Below are 18,726 nucleotides of genomic sequence, written 5' to 3'. Positions count from 1 at the left end.
GAACTGTGAATCCATCGGAACTCAACAGTCCGCACGAGCGGTACGACGCCCGCGTGCAGCGCAGATCGGCGCTGGTGCTCAAGCGTCGCGTGGTCGAGCAGGAACGCGAGCAGCTCTCGCACGCGCTCGACTGGGCGAGGGACGACCCGGCGTTCGAGCGGATCGCGGCGCTCATCGTCGCCGCCCGCCGCCGTTTCGTGCTCGGCGCCGCCAAATCGTTCACCTACGCATCGCTGCTGGCGATGGACCTCAGCGCCGGACTCGCCAACGTCACGCTCATCGACGGAACGATCGTGCGCCCGCTCGACGTGCTCAGCGACGTGCGCACCAGCGACGTGCTCGTGGCGTTCTCGCTCGCCCGCTACCGCAAGTACACGATCGACATGGCCGAGGTGTTCAAGCAGGCGGGAGGCACCCTCGTGGTGATCACCGACGCTCCGGATGCGCCGCTCGTCGCCATCGCGGACGAGTGCCTGGTGGTCGACACGGCGAGCGCGTCGTTCGCGAACTCGCCGACCTCGGTCGCTCTCGTGATCCACATCCTCACCACCCTGACCACCGCAAGCGCCAAAGGGGCCGGGCGCCGGCTCCTCGAAAGAGACCGGCTCGGCGAGCAGCTCGGCCTGTACGTGGAGGACTAGTGCGCGTCGTCGCCGCATCCATCAGCCGGGTCGAGCTTCCCCTCGTCCACGCGTTCCAGACGAGTTCGCATCGGAAGAAGCACCTCGAGCACCTGCTGGTGCGGCTCGTGGACGAGTCCGGTGCGGAGGCGTGGGGCGAGATCGCGTCGCCGAGCGACCCGTTCTACGGCGCCGAGACCGTCGACACCTGCTGGGCCATCGCGACCAGCTACCTGCTCCCCGGCCTGCTCGGCCGGTCGTGGACCTCACCGGCCGAGGCGGCGCAGCACTGGGCGAAGGTGCGAGGCAACAACTTCGCCAAGGCGGGCGTGGATGCGGCCGCCTGGGCCCTCTACTCAGCGCTGACCGGCCAGAGTCTTGCCGCGTCGCTCGGCGGGACGCGCACCGAGGTGGTGGCCGGGGTGTCTCTGGGCATCGAGCCGAGCATCCACGACCTGCTGGACCAGGTGCGGCTGCAGCTCGACGCCGGCTACGGCCGGGTGAAGCTGAAGATCGCGCCAGGCTGGGACGTCGAGCCCGTGCGTGCCGTGCGGGAGGAGTTCCCCGAGCTCGACCTGCACGTCGACGCGAACGGCGTCTACCGGGAGCTCCCCGAACATCTGGATGCGCTGATCGCCCTGGACGATTTCGGGCTGACGATGATCGAGCAGCCGTTCGAGCCGCGCGACCTGCTCGCGCACGCCAGGCTGCAGGCGCGCGTCGCGTCGCCGATCTGCCTGGACGAGTCGGTGGAGACCGTCGCGGACCTCCGCACGGCGCTTCGCCTGGACGCGGGGCGCATCCTGAACATCAAGGCGTCGCGGATGGGCGGGCTCACGCCGTCGCTGGAGGCGCACGATGTGGCGTATGCGTCGGGCATCCCGGTGTGGTGCGGCGGGATGCACGAGTTCGGGGTGGGGCGCGCGGCCAACCTGGCGCTGTCGAGCCTTCCCGGTTTCGTGCTGCCGTCCGACGTGTCCGGCTCGGACAAGTACTACGCCAGAGACGTGCTGGTCGACCCGATTCTCGCTGTCGACGGCGTCGTGCAGGTGCCGCGCGGGGCAGGGCTCGGGGTGGTGGTGGACGAGGACTTCGTCGCCGAGCGGACCGTGCGGTTCGAGGAGTTCCTGGTCGATGGCTGACCGGGCAGGGGTGGCCGGCCTCGAAGGGTTCGCCGCGATCGCCGCCGAGTTCGGGACGCCCGTGTGGGTGTACGACGCCGCGAGCATCCGGAGCAGGATCGCGGCGCTGCGCTCGTTCGACACGATCCGGTTCGCGCAGAAGGCGTGCTCGAACATCCACATCCTGTCGCTGATGCGGGAGGAGGGGGTGCAGGTGGATGCGGTCTCCGCCGGCGAGCTCGAACGCGCGCGTCGGGCGGGGTACCCGATGGGCACTGCTGCTGCCGAAGACCCCGTGGTCTTCACCGCCGACCTGCTCGACCGACCCACCCTGGAGCGCGTGGTGCGCGACAGGGTCACGGTGAACTGCGGGTCGCCGCAGATGCTCGAACAGCTCGGGCAGGCGTCGCCTGGGCATCGCGTCTGGATCAGGGTCAACCCCGGTTTCGGTCACGGGCACAGCCGCAAGACGAACACGGGCGGCGCGTTCAGCAAGCACGGGATCTGGCACGAGGAGCTGGCCGACAGCCTCGCGATCGTCGACCGCCACGGGCTCGAACTCGCGGGGCTGCACATGCACATCGGGTCGGGGGCCGACTTCGCGCACCTCGCCAGGGTGGCGGACGCGATGGTCGAGCTGGTGATCGCCTCCGGGCGAGATCTGCCGGCGATCTCGGCGGGCGGCGGCCTGCCCGTCCCGTACGCCGACGACGAGCGGGAACTCGACACCGACGAGTACTTCCGGCTGTGGGACGCCGCCCGCGGGCGCCTGGCTGCGCACCTCGGGCATCCGGTGCGGCTGGAGATCGAGCCAGGGCGGTTCCTGGTGGCGTCGTCCGGCGTGCTCGTCGCCGAGGTGCGCGCGTTCAAGCGGGTGGGCGCCAACCGGTTCGTGCTGGTGGATGCGGGCTTCAACGACCTGATGCGGCCGGCGCTGTACGGCGCCGCTCATCGCGTGACCATGGTCGGCCCCGACGGCGTCGAGCGCGGGACCCAGACCGGGACGACCCAGACCGGGACGACCGAGACCGGGACGACCGAGACCGTGCTGGCCGGGCCGCTGTGCGAGTCCGGCGACGTCTTCACGCAGGCGGAGGGCGGCGAGGTGCTGACGATCCCGCTGCCCGCCGTCGAGGTCGGCGACCTGGTCGTGTTCCGCGACGCCGGGGCATACGGGGCGAGCATGTCGTCCACCTACAACTCGCGCCCCCTCGCGCCGGAGGTGCTGGTGGACGGCGGGGCCGTGCGCCTCATCCGGCGGCGGCAGACGATCGACGACCTGCTGGAGCTGGAGTCGTTCGCCTAGCCGTCCGCGCGAGCCGGAACGGGGCATGATGAGAGTCATGAGAACGCCGGGTTCCCGACCATGACGAGCGATGCGGTCGCTTCGCTGACGCCGCCGCCGCCGGAGGTGTCGTCGTTCGTCGGGCGCCGCGACGAGATCAGCGAGCTCCGGGCGCTCCTGGGGTCCGCCAGGCTGGTCACCATCTGCGGCCCCGGCGGCGTCGGCAAGACCAGACTGGCCATCCGGGTCGCTGTGGAGGCGCGGCGCGCGTTCCCGGACGGCGTGTGCTTCGTCGACCTGTCCGCGTCCGGCTCCCTCGAGCAGACGATCGAGTTCCTGAGCGTTGCGCTGCGGGTGGGCGACGCCAGCCTGGATGCGGTCGTCCGCCGCCTCGGGGAGCACCGCATCCTGTTGGTGATCGACAACTGCGAGCAGGTGATCGAGGCCTGCGCGACGATCGCGGCGACGATCGTCGCGCGCTGCCCCGATGTCGTCCTGCTGACGACGAGCCGCGAGCCGTTGGCGCTCGACGCCGAGCGGATCTACCCCGTCACTCCTCTCCGCGTCGAAGCGGACGACACGGGGGTGAGCCCGGCCGTCGACCTGTTCGTGTCCAGGGCGCGAGCGCTCGACCCCGGATTCGACCCCGGCGACGGCCGCTCCACGCTTTTCGAGATCTGCGGGCAGCTCGACGGGCTCCCCCTCGCCATCGAGCTCGCGGCGGCATGGACACGCATCCTGTCTCTCGCCGACATCCTGCAGCGGCTGGAAGAGCCGTTCCGGCTGCTGGGAGGCGCCGCACGCATCCCCTCGGCTCGGCAGCGCACGCTGTACGCCTCGATCGAGTGGAGCTACGAGCTGTGCACAGAGGACGAGCGGCGGTTGTGGCGACACCTGGCGGTGTTCCCCGGCGGCTTCGACATCGCGGCGGCCGAGACCGTCGCGGCATCCAGCGACGGGCGCGCCGACGCTCTGGAGCTGCTGCGGGCGCTCGTGGACAAGTCGATCATCTCCAAGACGCCAGGACTGCCGCACACGCGATACTCGATGCTTTTCGCGATTCGCGAGTTCGGGATCGAGCAGGCCAGGGCAGAGGGCGAGATCGAGGCAGCCGAACGACTGCTCAGCCAGTGGTGCACGGCGTTCCTCGACACCGCGGAGCAGGACTGGTTCAGTCCTCGGCAGTTCGACTGGATAGCGCGTCACGAGCTCGAGATGCCGAACATCCGCGTCGCCATCGATCTGGCACTCGGGCCGGACGGCGACCCGGACGCAGCGTTCGGGCTGCTCATCCCGATGTGGCGCGTCTTCTGGCTCGCCCGGGGACGCGCCAGAGACCTGGAGAAGCTGCTCGACCGCGCCCTGTCTGCCACGACGGGCACGCATCCCCTCCGGCTGAGCGCCCGGCTGCTGCACGACTACATCGTCGGTTCCCGGCTGGGGCTGGACGCGGTCGCCGACGAGCTGAGGCGGCTGACCATCGAGGCGGAAGCCGTCGGCGACGAGTGGACGGCGAGGTCGGTCGATGCGGGTGTCGGGGTGCTCATGCCGGATGGACCTGCCGCCGCCGCGCTTCTGGAACGGGCCGTGGCGTACGGCGCGCAGAACCTGCTCATGCTGACCAGGACGGGAGCGCACATCCGGCTCGCGCTGCTGCACGACCGTCTCGGGAACACCGAGCGGGCGGCCGAGCTGCGGGACACCATCCTGAGTCGCAGCGAGCAGACCGGCGAGATGTACGACAGGGCCTACCTGCTGTTCGGGCTCGCCGTGGACGCGATCGAACGCCACGACGCCGAGGAGGCGCTCCACTTCGCCACCACGTCGCTCAGGATGCGCAGGCGGCTCTCGCCGTCCGCGCTGACCGCGCACACCGTGGAAGCGGTCGCGGCCGCCTCGTTCGACACCGGGCGCGCGGGCGACGCGGCCCGCTGCATCGGGATCGCGGACTCCATCTGGTCGGCCACCGGGGTGCGGCGTGACGACATCGGGCTGCCGACGACCCCGAGGGATGCGTACGAACGACGCATCAGGGACGCCCTCCCTGAGCGCGACTTCGCCGTCGACTACGAGAAGGGCAGGGATGCGTCACCCGCCGCCGGGCTCGACTGGGTGCTCGGGGTCGACGGCTCGGCTGCAGCGGCTCCCACACGCGTTGACACCGACGCCGACCTCACCAAGCGGGAACGGGAGGTCGCGCGGCTGGTCGCGGCCGGACGCAGCAACAAGGAGATCGCCACCACGCTGGTCGTCGCCGTGCGCACCGCGGAGGGACACGTGCAACGCATCCTGAACAAGCTGGGGCTCTCCTCCCGCGTCCAACTCGCCGGGTGGGTCCGCGACCACCTCGACGCAGAAGGGACGACCGAAGACAGGTAGTCGTCGCGTAGCGGACAGGTAGTTTCCGCCTGATGCCGGAGTGGCTCGCCGAGCAGGCTGGAAGTGCCCGAGAACGCCCCGAATCCGTGGAACCCGATCCACGTGCGTTTCCGCTCGGGCAATACCCGGATGATCAACGCACACGCCACCAGCGACACCTCTCTTCACACGCTCAGCGAGCCCGAAATGCTCAGCGAGCCCGACCTCCTCAGCGCCGCCCGTTCCGGCGACATGGCCGCCTTCGCGGAACTCTGGCGACGGTATCGCCGGTTCGCGTTCGCGACCGCGCGCAGCCTCACCTCCGCCTTCGACCCGGACGACGTCGCCGCCGAAGCGTTCACGCGCATCCTCGCTGCGCTGCGGAACGAGTCCGGCCCGACCACCAGTTTCGCCGGATACCTCCGTCAGACCCTCCGTGCCGTCGTGAACAACTGGGGCGCGAAGCGACAGGCCGCTCGCGAGACCGACCTCGTGGATGCCGAACTCCTCGCCACCCCGGCTCGCTTCGCCGACCACGACGAGGTCCTGTCCCTCCGCGACGCGTTCGCGCTGCTCCCCGAGCAGTGGAGGACGGTGCTCTGGCTGAGCGACGTCGAGGGCAACAGCTCGGCAGAGACGGCAGCCGCACTCGGCATCACGACGGAAGCCGCCCGCTCCCTCGCATACCGGGCGCGCAGACGCCTCCGCGACATCGTCAACGCGCCGGGGAGCAAGCTCGCATACGCGAGAGCGGCCTAGGATCGCGCACGGCACCGTTGGCGTGATTCTTGCGGGCACTGACCTGCAGGCCAATGGCGCCGTCCCGTCTCCTGGACGAAAGTGGTCGCATGTCCGAAGAGAAGCTCAGAACAGGTCCGCGGAGCGAAGACGGCAGCGCCGGTGACGCCGACTACGGAAGCATCGGCATCGATTACGCCCGCTACCGGCGACCAGAACCCGCCTTCGTCGCGGCGATCCAGTATGCTCTGGGCGACGCGGCCACGCTGCTGAACATCGGGGCCGGCGCCGGCTCGTACGAGCCGTCCGAACTCGACGTCACCGCTGTCGAGCCCAGCGCCGCGATGCGAGCACAGCGGCCACGCGGCTCTGCACCGGCGATCGACGCCGTCGCCGAGCAGCTCCCGTTCCCCGACGGCGCCTTCGACGCATCCCTCGCCTCGTTCACGGTCCACCAGTGGCGCGACCTTCAGGCGGGTTTGGGTGAGGCGCGACGGGTCACGATCGGGCCGGTCGTGATCCTGACCTGCGATCCGGATGCGCTGCGAACCTCCTGGCTGAACGAGTACGCGTCGGAGGTCATCGCAACGGAGGCACGGCGCTACCCGTCCATCACGGACATCCGCTCTGCCCTCGGCGGGACCGTGACCGTCACCGCGCTCCCGATCCCGCTGGCGTGCACCGACGGCTTCTCCGAGGCGTACTACGGAAGACCGGAGGCACTCCTCGACCCAGGCGCTCGGCTCGCGAACTCGGCCTGGAGCTTCGTGGACCGAGCCGTCCACGACCGGTTCGAACGCACCCTCCGCGCCGACCTCGGCAGCGGCGCGTGGGACGCGAGGCACGGTCGCCTGCGCACTCAGCCGTCGTTCGACGGGTCGCTCCGGTTGATCGTGGGCCGGCCTGACTCCTGAGTGCCGGTCTGGTTGAACAGGTAGTACACGCTGAGCGCGGCGAACCCGACGAGCATGGCGGGCGCGTAGAGGACGCCGACGACCGTGAGCAGCGGATAGAACAGCGTCCCCGCCCCGAAACGCATCAGGGCGCTCCGTCGGCGTTGCGGCTGCATCGAACCGGCCCGGACCAGCGTGAGGGTGATCCGGCCGTAGACGAAGGTGAAGGCGATCGCGAAGCCCGTCGCCACCCCGCCGTAGAGCACCGCAGCGACCCTGGTGTCTCCCGCGCTCGCCTCGGCGAGTGCACCGGCGAGCGTCGACGTCGTGAACGGGACGGCGGTGACGAACATCAGCAGGATGAGGTTCCAGAACAGCAGCACCCGGTCGACCGTCGTCGCGAGGCCGAAGATCGCATGGTGGTTGACCCAGATGACGCCGATGACGAGGAAGCTCACCACGTAGGCGGCGAACGACGGCCAGGATGCGAGAAGTTGCTCGCCGAGGCTTCCGCCCTTGCCGGGGTCGACGTGCAGATCCAGGACGAGCAGCGTGATCGCCACCGCCAGAACTCCGTCGCTGAACGCCTCCAGCCGCACCTTGGTCATCGTGACTCCCCGTGGTCGTTGAGTCATCATCCACCCATGGCGGGCCGCTCCGCATCGCCGGGTTCCTCGGCAGGCGCGCCGAGCGCACCGATCCCCCGCGTTTCGGATGATGCCGTCATGAATCGCGCTCCGTTCGGTCCCTTACTGTGTGACCACTCCCCAGCACGATCCGCCGCACACACACGACCAGGTGGTGAGCGTCAGTTTCTACATGACGCGTTCGGAGCGCGACAGAGCTCGAGCGGCGTACCGTCACACTGCCGTCGACGATCGGATCGAGACCTGGTCGGAGTTCATCTCGAGAGCGGTGCGGCTCCGGGTCGAGGAGCTCGAGTCCGATCGCAATGCCGGAACGCCGTTCGCCACCTGCGATGAGCCGTTGCGGCCCGGCAGACGCGCCCGCCGGATGTTCACGGAGAACGCCGAACGCGACGTCGCCCAGCCGGAGGCGTGACTCGGCCTGCCCACCAGACGTAGAGGCCGATCAGGGCGACGGCGGTGAGGTAGACGACCAGCCACCAGGGGAAGGTGACGCTGACGGGCGGTTTCGCGGCGGCGGCGACGTCTTTGTCCGGGGTGGGCAGCACCCGTTCGCCGGTGACGAGGATGCGCTGGGTGTTGATGCCGAGCGGAGTGCAGGTGATGAGGGTGACCAGGTCGCGTCCGGCCTCTTGGCGGAGGGTTGCGGTGTCGGACGGGTCGACGACGCGGGTGTCGACGACCCGGTAGGTGAGGACTTTGCCGAACGTGGTGATGATGAAGGTGTCGCCCGGTTTCACCCTGTCGAGGTTGGTGAACATGGTGGCGTCCGCGAGGCCGCGGTGGGCGGTGATCACGGCGTGGGTGTCGACCCCGCCGACCGGGAGCGATGTGCCCTCCAGGTGGCCCGCGCCTTTGGCGAGGGTTGCGTCGCTGGTGCCGTGGTAGATGGGCAGGTCGACGCCGATGGAGGGGACCTGGATGCGCGCCATCGTGCCGTTCGGGGTGGAGAGCAGCTTCTCGTAGTCGAAGTGCTGGTCGCTGCTGGTGCCGTTGCCGGTGGGGACGTTGCTGTTGGCCGCGACCAGGGCGCCGGAGGACAGCGCCTGGTTGTATGCGCGGGCTTCGGCGAGTTGTTCGGCAGGGGACGGCCGGGTGTCGCGGACGTCCTCGGTGTAGTGGCTGACGATCAGCGACTGGTTGTACGAGGAGATCCAGGATGCGGCCGGCGAGTATGCCAGGACCGTGGCGCCGGCGAAGGCGGCCACAGCGGTCGCGATCAGGAGGATGCTCGGCCGCCAGCGACGGGCACGGTTGCGGCGTGCACGGTGGCGGCGTGTGGTCGGGTGCTCGTTCATGGCTCGGGGGTGTTCGGTGTGGTGAGCGGGTGGCGGGGTGGGGAAACGCCCGCCACCCGCTCGGTCTGTGTTACGCCTCGTTCTTACGGGCGCGGCGGCGGCTGACCAGGAGCAGGCCGCCGAGCGCGATGACGACGAGGGCGATGCCGCCGATGGTCATCGCGAGCTGGATGCTGGAGCCGGTGAACGGCAGCGACGGGACGCCCTGCTGCGTGTTCGTGATGGTGGCGATCGGCGTGGTGCCGTTGGCACCGGCCTTGACGATGACCGGGGTCAGCGCTGCGGTGCCGGAGGGCAGGACGTAGCCGGTGGGGGCGACGATCTCCTGGAGCACGTAGCAGCGCTGGGTGAGGTCGTGACCGGCGACGGTCGTGTTCGACACGGTGCCGTCGGCGGCGGTCGTCATCTGTGTGTCGCCCACCCACAGGCCGGGGATGGTGACCGTTCCGTTGGCCCCGGAGGTGACCACATACGGGTTGCTGGTGCCGGGCGCGGTGACCTGGGTGAGGCCGGTGATGCTGGCGGTGCAGGAGGCCTGCTGGTCGGTGGTGCCCATGTAGACCTGGAACTGGGCGCCCGCGAGACCGTCGGAGGTGTTCGCGGCGTTGACCTTCTGAACGGTCAGGTCGCCCCAGCGGCTGGTGATCGTGGTCGACGGGGATCCGTTCGGGCCGTTCGGCGTGCCGGGGGTGAGGGTGAAGTCGTTCAGGTTGGCGAACGCCTGGTTCGTGATGGTGCCCGCCGCGTTCGCCTTCGCCTCGAAGTCGAACACCACGTTCTGACCGGCCTGCAGCTTCGCCAGGCCTGCGGTCGTGAACGTGACGGTCAGGGTCTGACCGGACCACACCGCGTTGTAGTCGGTGCCGGAGACGAACGTGGTCGCGCCGGCCTTCACGGTCACCGGGTAGGTGGTGACCGGGGTGAGCTTCGCATCCAGAGTGTCGGTCATGATGAACTTCGTGTATGTCTGACCGGTCGCGAGCGCGGGGATCAACTGGGTCACCTGGTACTCGATCGGAGCGCCGAGGGCGACACCGTCCGTGGTCTGGTTGACGACGTTCTTCGCCGGACCCTGCGCGGTGGTGTTCTTCGGGTACACGTTGACGTTGTAGACCCAGTTGCCGTTCAGCGTCGTGTTGTTCTGCGGGGTCGGCAGGGTCACGATGAACGGAGCAGCGGGAGCGACGACGTTCGACGGCGCCGAGATCTCGCGCACGAAATACGCACCGAGCGGAAGGGTCGCAACGGATGCCGCGGTCCCGGTGGCGTCGGTGGCGGGCAGGGACGTGCATCCGGTGAGGGTGTACGACCCGAGGGTGGTCACGCCCGCACCGGCGGACGCCTGCTTCTGCGCGGCGGTGATCGCGTTGATCTGGTTCCAGCCCGTGTTCGTGCCGTCGAGCAGGTTGATGCCGCTGATCGTGCAGTACTGGAACACGACGCCCGCGATGGGCGCGGTCGTCGGGGCGGTGCCGGTCCCGTCCGGGTTCATCGTGCCGTTGCCGGGGTTCGTGAACTTGTGAACGATGATCTGGCCCTGCGAGGAGGTGTTGATCGGCGCGGCATTCGCGGCAGCGCCGGAAGCCAACGCTCCGAGCACTCCGAGCGAGAGCGCCGTCGCGACCGCGAGCGCTGCGCGCCCCCGGTTCCGAGTGATTGCGGACATGCTGTCGTTTCCTTTCGAATCCACCGCGAGCTGCGGCGGGAGGTTGTGTGGGGTGTGCGGGTGCAAGGGATGCGGGAGTGTCATGTCAGACGCCTCCGCCGGAGGAACTGCCAGAGACCGAGACCGGCCATGATGGCCAGCAGGCCGCCCCCCGTGATCACGAGATAGTCGGTGCCGAGACCACCGGTCAACGGGATCGTCGGCACCGATTGCTGCTGGTTGACCACATCCGCGAGGACCGTGGTCTGTGTCGTGGCGGAGACCGTCACGGCGATCGGGGTGGAGTTCAGGACGTACCCGACAGGGGCCTTGGTCTCCACGAGCTGATACGCGCCAGGGATCAGACCCTTGACGAAGAACTGGCCGCCCACCGGGTCGGTGTCTGCGCCCGTGCACGGCGCGGACACGCAGTCTGCGATCGTGATCGGGGTGCCGGACGGCTGCGCCGTCAGCGTCCAGGACGCACCGGAGAGCACGTTCTTCGCCGCGGTCGCGTCGATCTTCCGCCACTGCAGGCTCGCGCCGATCGGGTTGACGACGGACTTGTCGATGAACGCGTTCTTCAGTTGCCCGAACGCTCCGGCGTTCACGGTGACCGTGTACGACACGGTCACCGTCGAGTTCGCGGCGACCGGGCCCGTCCAGGTGAGATGTTTCGAGGTTGCGTCGTAGGTCGCGGTGCCCGTCCCCGCCGGAGCGATCGCGATCGAGCCGGTGTTGAACGTGGCGTTGTTCACCACGTTCGTCAGGTCGTCGAAGGCCGAGAACGACGGGTTCGCCACCGAGCCGGAGTTCGTGACGGAAATGGTGTACTTCAGCGTGTCACCCGGGTTGACCGTCGTGCCAGCGCCCTTGTCGACCACCTTGTTCCACGACATGATCGGCTGCGCCGTGTTCGTGATGACGCAGGCGATGTTCGCGCCGGCGACCGGAGTGATCGATGGCGGAGACGCCGGGCTGTATGCGGCGCCGTTCGGCAGACCGGTCTGAAGCCCGAAGCTGTCCGTGCAGGTGATCGTGCTGGTGTAGTTGGCCAGCGCCGTCGAGCCGGACGCCGCCTCCGTCAGCGTGTAAGCGGTCCCGGCCGTCGCCACATACGCGCCGGTCGTGCCGCTGCCCGGCGTCACCGTTGCGCCCGTGCCGGTCGTGGTCGAGTTGGTCTGGCTGCCCACCACGGTCCCGGATGCGCCACCCGTCTTCAACGCGACCGTGAACTGATCGGTCGCCGTCTCGCGCGGGGCGCCGAGCGCCTTCGTCAACGTGATCCGCGGGGCGCGGACCACGAGCACGGCGTTCGCGGGCGGATTCAGGTTGGAGACGATGTTGCCCGGACCGTTCGTGTACGTGCCCTCTGCCGCGGCGGTCACATCGAAGGTGATGGTGCAGGACGCCTGCCCAGCGGCAAGGTCGCCGCCGGTCGCCGCGAAGGCGCCCGCCCCCGCGACGGCTGTGGTGACGAATGCCGCGCCGGTCACCTGCGCGCAGGTCCCGCCAACGGCGGGAGTGGGCGCGATCACCAGGCCGGCAGGGAGTGTGTCTGCGATGGTCCAGTCGTTCTTCGCATTCAGTTCGGACGTGTTGGTCACGGTGAGAGTGACCGTCGACTTCTGTCCGGGGGCGACGAGAGCAGGGGTGAACGACTTGTCGAGCTGCGGCGTCACATCCACCAGCCGCACGTTGTCGAAGGCGCCGTCGTTGCCGTTCGTGGTGCCGTTGGTGTTGTACATCTCCAGGCCCATGCTCGTTCCGGTGGCCTGGAACGCCTGGTTGGTCGTCATCGAGTTGAGCTTGACCGTCTTGGTCACCGTGCCGAACACCCCGCCGACCGCGCTGGTGACGTTCTGGGTGTACGCCGTGACGTTCGGGTTCGTGGTCGCCTGGCAACCGTTGAGCGGCTGGCCGATGTTGGTCAGTGCGCCGGTGACCGGGTCGACGGTCGCGAACTGATAGCCGGGGTCGGCCGACCCGGTCCCGCAGTTCATATACGCGGTGTTGACGCCGAAAACGTAGTAGTGGCCGGGGATGGTCGTGATGGGCTGGACCGTCTTGAACATGACGCTGCCGCTCGCGACGGCGGAACCGGTCGGAAGGGTGTCGCAGGTGCCGCCGGCGGTGCTGCTCGACTGACACTCGGTGTACGAGCTGACCACGTGGTCCGTCGTGGGCGACGCGGGGGTGAACTGCTGACCCATGGCGAGCGCGAGCATCCTCAGGAACTGGTAGCTCTCCACACCGGAGGAGTCGGAGCACAGTCCGTTCGTGCCCGAGTTCGAGGCCGACGATCCCGACTGCGCCCACGCGGGCGTCGTCGCGTTCGCGTAGTTCAGGATGACCCCGTTGCAGCGTGCTCCGTTGATCCACTTGGGTGAGCCGGTGTACGTCTCTCCGGCCGGGGTGGAGCCGACGTAGGTCGAGTAGTTGACGGCTGTGGCCGCCGGGTTGTTCTCGAAGTCCTCGTTGAAGACCACCGTGCCCGGCTGGGTGACCCCTGGGGTGCCGGGGGTCGTCGCCTCGGCGGTCGTGGTGGGGGTGAGGATGGTCAGGGACGACAGAGCGATGGCCGCCGCGGCCACGGTCGCCGCGATCTTCGTGGTGCGACGGCGGGCGAAGAACCAGTTGCGGCCGTCGGCGCGATGCCGGGCACGGCGGCGCGGCGCAGGGGGCGCGTCGCTGGGTGTCGTTCTGGGGCGACCGAGCATGTCTCGGTTCCTTTCGGGCTTTCGGGTTCGGGTGGTCCTGCTGTATTGCTGTCCTGCTGTATTGCTGCGCCATCGGGCGTCCGGCGCGCTCGATGGCGCGACGGCACGGCTGCGCGAAGGCGCGCCGAACGTGCTGCGCTGCGTGCGCACGAATGCTCGGGTAAGCAGGTCCCCGCGGGCGGGGCGTTCGGGTACGGCTCGGGTTCTAGGAACTGCGGATACGACGGCGTTCGGGTGAGCGCCTCCTCCGGCGCTCGCCTCCTTTTCGGGAGGGGCGAGATCGCCAGACTCGCTACAAAAGACCGCGTTCGGACCCGACTATGACGCCGAGGTGTTCCGTTTCATCGAACTCTCAGGAATGCAGTCATTTTCTGTGGGCCGGGAAACGCGGTAGCCGAGGCGCCGACTCCACCCCCGTCGGCACCTCGACGAAGGACCATCGCCCGATGCACCGGTCCCTCGCTGACCCAAACCCGAATGGGCCAGGAGCCGACTCCCCCGATTGGGCTCAGCAGATAAGACCGCTCAGCGCGGGATTCGTGACGAAACCGTTTCTGAGATTCTTCGCAGCGTCAGTAGCGGCGGCGCAGGTAGGCGCTCGCGGCGGGCGACCACATCATGATCCCGGCTGCGACAGTGAGTGCGAGCACGAGTATCCCGAGCAGGTCACCGGTGAACAGCGACGGCAGGGATGTGAGGGCGGTCAGGCCGCCGAGGATCGTGAGGATGATCCGCGCCCAATTGACGCCCTTCACCATGAAGACCGCGATGACGACCCGAAGTCCCGCGCTGATGATGGCGCCGACCACAGCTCCGGCCATCACGGCCGTCGCGGAGGAACCGGATGCTCCAGCCTGCACGGCCGCGACAACCCCGACGATCCCGGACAGGAACGACACCGCCGCGCTGGCGATCCACAGCCAGAACGATGTGCGGAGGATGGTGGGTGCTGCGGCGATCGGGCGAAGATCGGACACGTCGAAGCCTTTCGAGCCGGGAAGGGGTCGCGTTCACCCTATCGTCCGCCCTGTCCCGCATCCCGGAGGCGTGGGAAGATCGTGCGCGACGGAGGAGGAACGGTGAGCGAAACGAACGGCGACGCGGACGACGGCTTCACGGTGGTGCGGACACTGAATGCGACCCCCGGGCGGGTCTTCCAGGCGTGGACCGATCCGGAGCTTCTCGGCTGGTTCTTCAGCGGGAACGGCCCCGTCGACGAGCCGATCGAGGTCGACCCGAGTGTCGGCGGGGCGTGGCGGCAGCGCATGGTGATCGACGAGAACACCAGCTACGTGACGGGCGGCGTCTACCGCGAACTGCTCCCCGGCGAGCGCATCGTCTTCGACTGGGGTGCGGTCGGCGGCTGGCCGGAGCTACCCGTGGATGCGGCAGACCGCGATGCCGTGGACGTCCCGCGAGTCACGGTCGACCTCATCCCGCTGCCCGGCGACCGCACCGAGCTGCGCCTGCACCAGGCGCTTCCGCCGCACTTGACGGCCGAGCAGGTGGCGTACTGGAGCGGCATCGACTGTCACGCCGGGTGGTCGATGACGCTCGACCGCCTGCCAGAGGCCCTCTGACCGCCAGCGTGTCGGCGCCCACCCGCTCGCAACACATGCATTAGCGGGCTACCGTCGGAGAGTGCAGGTCGATTCGCTTCCCCCACCGCTTCGCAACCTGGCGTCGCGGGTGTGGTTGTGGCGCGTCGCCTCCGCCAGGTCTCGCACGATCCGGCCGATGGATGCGCCGCAGGCGTACGCGGCAGGGCGCGACAGCATCCGGATCCTCGTCGTCGGCTCCGGCCCCGCCGCAGGCTGGGGCGTCGGCAGCCACGATCTCGCTCTGCCGGGCGCGCTCGCCAGGGCCGTAGCGGCGACCACCGGACGCGGCGCCGTGGTCGACGTGATCCCTGCGACCGATACCGGCGTGCGCACCGTGGGCGCGCTGCTCGACGACGCCGACCTGTCCCGGTATGCGGCGATCGTCGTCAGCGTCACCATGACGGACGCGCTGCACAGGGTCGCTCCGGAACGCTGGGAGGCCAGGATGCGCGCGGTGCTCGGCCGCATCCGGTCGCGCACAGACGCGACCATCGTCTGGCTCGGCTGCCAGCCCATCCGCTCCGTGCGTCCGTACGACAATGAGTACGGCGACATCGTGCAGCGCACCGCCACCGAGCTCAACCGCCGCGCAGCCGAGGTGAGCCGGGCGTCCGAGGGGACCGTCTTCATCCCGCTGGGCGCGCCCCCGCACAACGCGAGCGCCGGGCACCGCACCCCGGCCGACTACCTCTTCTGGGCGCGCCAGATCGCGGACGTCATCGCGCCGGGCCTCGCCGACTCCGTCGCCACCATCCCGCCGGCGCCCGCCACCGACCGGGTGGATGCGATCAACCGGCTTCGCCTGCACGAACGATCCCCGGATGCGCGCCTCGACGGACTCATCGGCACTGCCAGGCGCACCCTGCAGTCGGACATCGCCCTGTTCTCCGTGCTGGACGACGAGAAGCAGTGGCATCTCGCGTCGAGCGGGACGGCGCTGACCGAGTTCCCTCTGGAGGAGTCGGTGTGCATCTACACGATCGCCACCGACGACGGCATGGTGGTCCCGAACGCCGAAGACGACCCTCGCTTCTCGGAGAACGCGATGGTCACCGGTCCCGCACACCTGCGGTTCTATGCCGGGTATCCCGTGGAGGCGCCGGACGGCACCCGGATCGGCGCGATCTGCGTGTTCGGCCGCACGGCCCGCGACCCGACGGAGTCGGAGACGGATCTCGACGTGCTCCGCGAACTGGCGCTGCTGGCTCAGCGGGAGCTGTGGCGCTGGGAGCCCGGCGACCAGTAGCGCACGCGGCCCTGGCACAAGAAACGGGCAGGGCGGCTCAGCCACCCTGCCCGTCAGACAAAGCGATCCCTAGAGGGCGCGAATGTTCTCCGCCTGCGGGCCCTTGGGGCCGTTGGCGGTGTCGAACTCGACCTTCTGGTTCTCTTCGAGGTTGCGGTGGCCGGCGTCGCCGCCGACGATCGCGCTGTGGTGCGCGAAGACATCCTTCGTTCCGTCATCGGGTGCGATGAACCCGAATCCCTTTTCGGAGTTGAACCATTTGACGGTGCCGGTGGCCATATCGTCATTCCTTTATTCGTGTTGCGGGCCACGCGATGCGACCCGTCGACCACGCCTTTCGAGACGCGGACGTTGCTGCGCGAACCGTTCGGCGGTGCGCGCGAGTTGGGAGCCCCTGGATGCGGTCGGCGGCAGTTGCAGCGCGGAACCTGAGGGGCGGGATAGTGCGGTGAGTGTCCGTTCGGCAGCGGATCGCTGCGAAGAAACGGCCAGAAAATCGCCGGACGCTACCCCTGAGCCTAGCGGTCCTTCTTGAGAGCCAGCAGGACGCGGTCGAGCGAACCGCCGAGGCCCCACTTCTCCCCGAGGTCGCTGAGCCTCGCGCGCCGGTCGTCGTCGGGGGTCGGGATGCGCGCATCCACTGTCGGCAGGTCGAGGTCGCGCACCACTTCGACCACGCGCGGCGCGACCTCCAGATAGGCGGACGCCGCTTCGAATCTGGCGCGCATCGGCGCCTTCATCGTGCTGTCCGGGTCGGCTGCGGCGGCAAGGATGCCGTCGAGGTCGCCGTATTCGGTGAGGAGCGCGGTCGCCGTCTTCTCGCCGATGCCGGCGACGCCCGGCAGTCCGTCCGAGCTGTCGCCGCGCATCACGGCGAAGTCGGCGTACTGCTGCGGCCGCACACCGTACTTTCCGACGACGACGGACTCGGTCAGCGTCTCCAGGTTGCTCATGCCGCGCGCGGTGTAGATGACGCGCACATCGGCGGCGTCGTCGACGAGCTGGAACAGGTCGCGGTCGCCGGTGACGACATCCACGGGATGCGACGCCCCGGTCGCGAGCGTGCCGATCACGTCATCCGCCTCGTGCTGCGCCGCACCGACGATGGGGATGCCGATGGCGCCGAGCACCTCCCGGATGATCGGGACCTGCCGCACCAGCGCCTCCGGCGTCTCCTCCACATCCACGCCGCCCGGATTCTCCTCGGCGACACGGTGCGCCTTGTAGCTCGGGATGAGGTCCACCCGCCACCGCGGACGCCAGTCGTCGTCCCAGCACGCCACGAGTTCGTCCGGCCCGAAGTCGGTGACGAGCTTGGCGATGATGTCGAGGAACCCCCGCACGGCGTTCACCGGTGTGCCGTCGGGAGCGCGCACCGTATCCGGAACCCCGTAGAACCCGCGGAAATACAGGGAGGCACTGTCCAGAAGCATCGTTCGCCCGGTCACGCCCCGATCCTCCCACGTCCGACGCGATCGAGCCCAGGCTTTTTCACGGTATGCGGGTCGAATACCGTGAAGAACCCTGGGCTCGATTGCGGCGGGGCGGGCGGAGCGGGCGGCGCGGACGGCGCGCTACGGGAGGATGTGGCCCGCGGTGGTGAAGAGGCGGTACCACTCCTCGCGGGTGAGGGGCACATCGCTGCCGGCCGCGGAGTCGAGCAGGTGGTGGATGTTCGTGGTGCCGAGGACGACCTGGATGTTGGCGGGGTGACGGGTGATCCAGGCGACGGCGATCGCGGCGGGCTGGACGTCGTACTTCGCGGCGAGCGCGTCGATCACGTCGTTCAGTTCGCGGTAGTTCTCGCGGTCGCCGAGGAACACGCCGTCGAAGAAGCCCTTCTGGAACGGCGACCAGGCCTGCAGCGTGATGCCGTTGAGGCGGCTGTAGTCGAGGATGCCGTTGTCTCGGTCGATGGACTGGTCGAGGGCGGCCATGTTCGCCGCTATGCCCTGCGCGATGATCGGCGAGTGGGTGATGCTGAGCTGCACCTGGTTGACCACGATCGGCTGACGGACGGAACGCTTCAGCAGCTCGACCTGCCCCGGCGTCTGGTTGGAGACACCGAAGTTGCGGACCTTGCCGGACTCGAACAGCTCGTCGAACGCCGCAGCGACCTCATCCGGCTCGACCAGGGTGTCCGGGCGGTGCAGGAGCAGCAGGTCGAGGTAGTCGGTCTTGAGCGCGGCCAGCGATTCGTCGACCGTGGTCAGGATGTGCTCGCGGGAGAAATCGAAGTAGCCGTCCCTGATGCCCACCTTCGACTGGATCTGCACCTGGTCGCGCTCCGAGGCGGGGATCGCGCCCGCGTCGCCGAACCGCGTCTCGCAGCCGTGGCGCACGTCGCCGTAGATGTCGGCGTGGTCGAACATGGTGATGCCGGCATCCCGAGCCGAGCGCACCAGGGTGCGAATCTGCTCGTCGTCCAGCGGCGTGATCCGCATGAGGCCGAGGATGATGTTCGAGGTTTCGACGGTGGTGTTCGGCAGGGTGAAAGTCTTCATGGCCCTATTCTGCGCTCATCCCCTCCCTCGCCGCCCGGATGCATGACTGA

At 69.0% G+C, this 18,726-nt stretch carries 17 protein-coding genes; 9 read left to right on the top strand and 8 right to left on the bottom strand.

Features of this window, described 5'->3' with window-relative positions:
* Window positions 1-5 precede the first annotated feature (5 nt).
* The 6 genes from ACYVGI_RS14765 (at window position 6) to ACYVGI_RS14740 (ending at window position 7,036) form a co-directional block, all read left to right on the top strand.
* The gene (locus ACYVGI_RS14765; RefSeq protein ID WP_460633345.1) at window positions 6-641 is read left to right on the top strand and encodes a MurR/RpiR family transcriptional regulator; all 636 of its coding nucleotides are present in this window, start codon (window positions 6-8) and stop codon (window positions 639-641) included.
* On the top strand, window positions 641-1,762 hold the full coding sequence (menC, locus tag ACYVGI_RS14760; protein WP_460633344.1) for an o-succinylbenzoate synthase: 1,122 nt from the start codon (window positions 641-643) through the stop codon (window positions 1,760-1,762). The genes ACYVGI_RS14765 and menC overlap by 1 nt, the downstream gene beginning before the upstream one ends.
* Entirely contained in the window at window positions 1,755-3,047 is a 1,293-nt protein-coding gene (lysA, locus tag ACYVGI_RS14755; protein WP_460633343.1) for a diaminopimelate decarboxylase, read from the top strand. Before menC ends, lysA begins: the two co-directional genes overlap by 8 nt.
* A gap of 60 nt (window positions 3,048-3,107) precedes the next feature.
* Window positions 3,108-5,405 carry an ATP-binding protein gene (locus ACYVGI_RS14750; RefSeq protein ID WP_460633342.1) on the top strand — a complete coding sequence of 766 codons (2,298 nt, stop codon included), beginning with the start codon at window positions 3,108-3,110 and terminating at the stop codon, window positions 5,403-5,405.
* 129 nt (window positions 5,406-5,534) lie between these two features.
* Window positions 5,535-6,143: an RNA polymerase sigma factor gene (locus ACYVGI_RS14745; protein WP_460633341.1), complete on the top strand. Its 609-nt coding sequence runs from the start codon at window positions 5,535-5,537 to the stop codon at window positions 6,141-6,143.
* A gap of 89 nt (window positions 6,144-6,232) precedes the next feature.
* Complete coding sequence (locus ACYVGI_RS14740; RefSeq protein WP_460633340.1) at window positions 6,233-7,036, top strand: class I SAM-dependent methyltransferase; 804 nt, start codon at window positions 6,233-6,235, stop codon at window positions 7,034-7,036.
* Here the strand turns inward: ACYVGI_RS14740 and ACYVGI_RS14735 are convergent.
* The gene (locus ACYVGI_RS14735; protein WP_460633339.1) at window positions 6,982-7,623 is read right to left on the bottom strand and encodes a TMEM175 family protein; all 642 of its coding nucleotides are present in this window, start codon (window positions 7,621-7,623) and stop codon (window positions 6,982-6,984) included. The two genes, ACYVGI_RS14740 and ACYVGI_RS14735, sit on opposite strands and share 55 nt — an antisense overlap.
* 148 nt (window positions 7,624-7,771) lie before the next feature.
* Here ACYVGI_RS14735 and ACYVGI_RS14730 point away from each other — a divergent pair, with 148 nt between their 5' ends.
* Window positions 7,772-8,077 (top strand): hypothetical protein, encoded by a 306-nt coding sequence (locus ACYVGI_RS14730; RefSeq protein ID WP_460633338.1) that lies wholly within the window; start codon window positions 7,772-7,774, stop codon window positions 8,075-8,077.
* Here the strand turns inward: ACYVGI_RS14730 and ACYVGI_RS14725 are convergent.
* The 4 genes from ACYVGI_RS14725 to ACYVGI_RS14710 form a co-directional block, all read right to left on the bottom strand.
* Window positions 8,034-8,960, bottom strand: coding sequence for a class C sortase (locus ACYVGI_RS14725; RefSeq protein ID WP_460633337.1), 927 nt, complete (start codon window positions 8,958-8,960; stop codon window positions 8,034-8,036). The genes ACYVGI_RS14730 and ACYVGI_RS14725 overlap by 44 nt on opposite strands.
* Before the next feature lie 70 nt (window positions 8,961-9,030).
* On the bottom strand, window positions 9,031-10,626 hold the full coding sequence (locus tag ACYVGI_RS14720) for a SpaH/EbpB family LPXTG-anchored major pilin (RefSeq protein ID WP_460633336.1): 1,596 nt from the start codon (window positions 10,624-10,626) through the stop codon (window positions 9,031-9,033).
* A gap of 80 nt (window positions 10,627-10,706) precedes the next feature.
* Window positions 10,707-13,325 (bottom strand): DUF7933 domain-containing protein, encoded by a 2,619-nt coding sequence (locus ACYVGI_RS14715; RefSeq protein ID WP_460633335.1) that lies wholly within the window; start codon window positions 13,323-13,325, stop codon window positions 10,707-10,709.
* Window positions 13,326-13,897: 572 nt separating this feature from the next.
* Entirely contained in the window at window positions 13,898-14,302 is a 405-nt protein-coding gene (locus tag ACYVGI_RS14710) for a hypothetical protein (RefSeq protein ID WP_460633334.1), read from the bottom strand.
* A 102-nt stretch (window positions 14,303-14,404) separates the two neighbouring features.
* Between ACYVGI_RS14710 and ACYVGI_RS14705 the strand changes: the two genes are divergently transcribed.
* Both ACYVGI_RS14705 and ACYVGI_RS14700 read left to right on the top strand, forming a co-directional pair.
* The gene (locus ACYVGI_RS14705) at window positions 14,405-14,905 is read left to right on the top strand and encodes an SRPBCC family protein (RefSeq protein ID WP_460633333.1); all 501 of its coding nucleotides are present in this window, start codon (window positions 14,405-14,407) and stop codon (window positions 14,903-14,905) included.
* A 61-nt stretch (window positions 14,906-14,966) separates the two neighbouring features.
* Window positions 14,967-16,172, top strand: coding sequence for a GDSL-type esterase/lipase family protein (locus tag ACYVGI_RS14700; protein WP_460633332.1), 1,206 nt, complete (start codon window positions 14,967-14,969; stop codon window positions 16,170-16,172).
* 69 nt (window positions 16,173-16,241) lie between these two features.
* Here ACYVGI_RS14700 and ACYVGI_RS14695 read toward each other — a convergent pair whose 3' ends face one another.
* The 3 genes from ACYVGI_RS14695 to ACYVGI_RS14685 form a co-directional block, all read right to left on the bottom strand.
* Window positions 16,242-16,451 carry a cold-shock protein gene (locus ACYVGI_RS14695; protein ID WP_055897570.1) on the bottom strand — a complete coding sequence of 70 codons (210 nt, stop codon included), beginning with the start codon at window positions 16,449-16,451 and terminating at the stop codon, window positions 16,242-16,244.
* Between the two features lie 239 nt (window positions 16,452-16,690).
* Window positions 16,691-17,605, bottom strand: coding sequence for a 5'-3' exonuclease (locus tag ACYVGI_RS14690; protein WP_460633414.1), 915 nt, complete (start codon window positions 17,603-17,605; stop codon window positions 16,691-16,693).
* A 141-nt stretch (window positions 17,606-17,746) separates the two neighbouring features.
* A complete protein-coding gene (locus ACYVGI_RS14685) occupies window positions 17,747-18,676 on the bottom strand; it encodes an aldo/keto reductase (protein ID WP_460633331.1) in 930 nt (309 codons plus the stop codon).
* Window positions 18,677-18,726 lie beyond the last annotated feature (50 nt).

This window comes from Leifsonia lichenia, assembly GCF_054780215.1.
The sequence above is the reverse complement of the archived record's forward strand: the minus strand, read 5'-3'. Positions and strand labels throughout refer to the sequence as shown.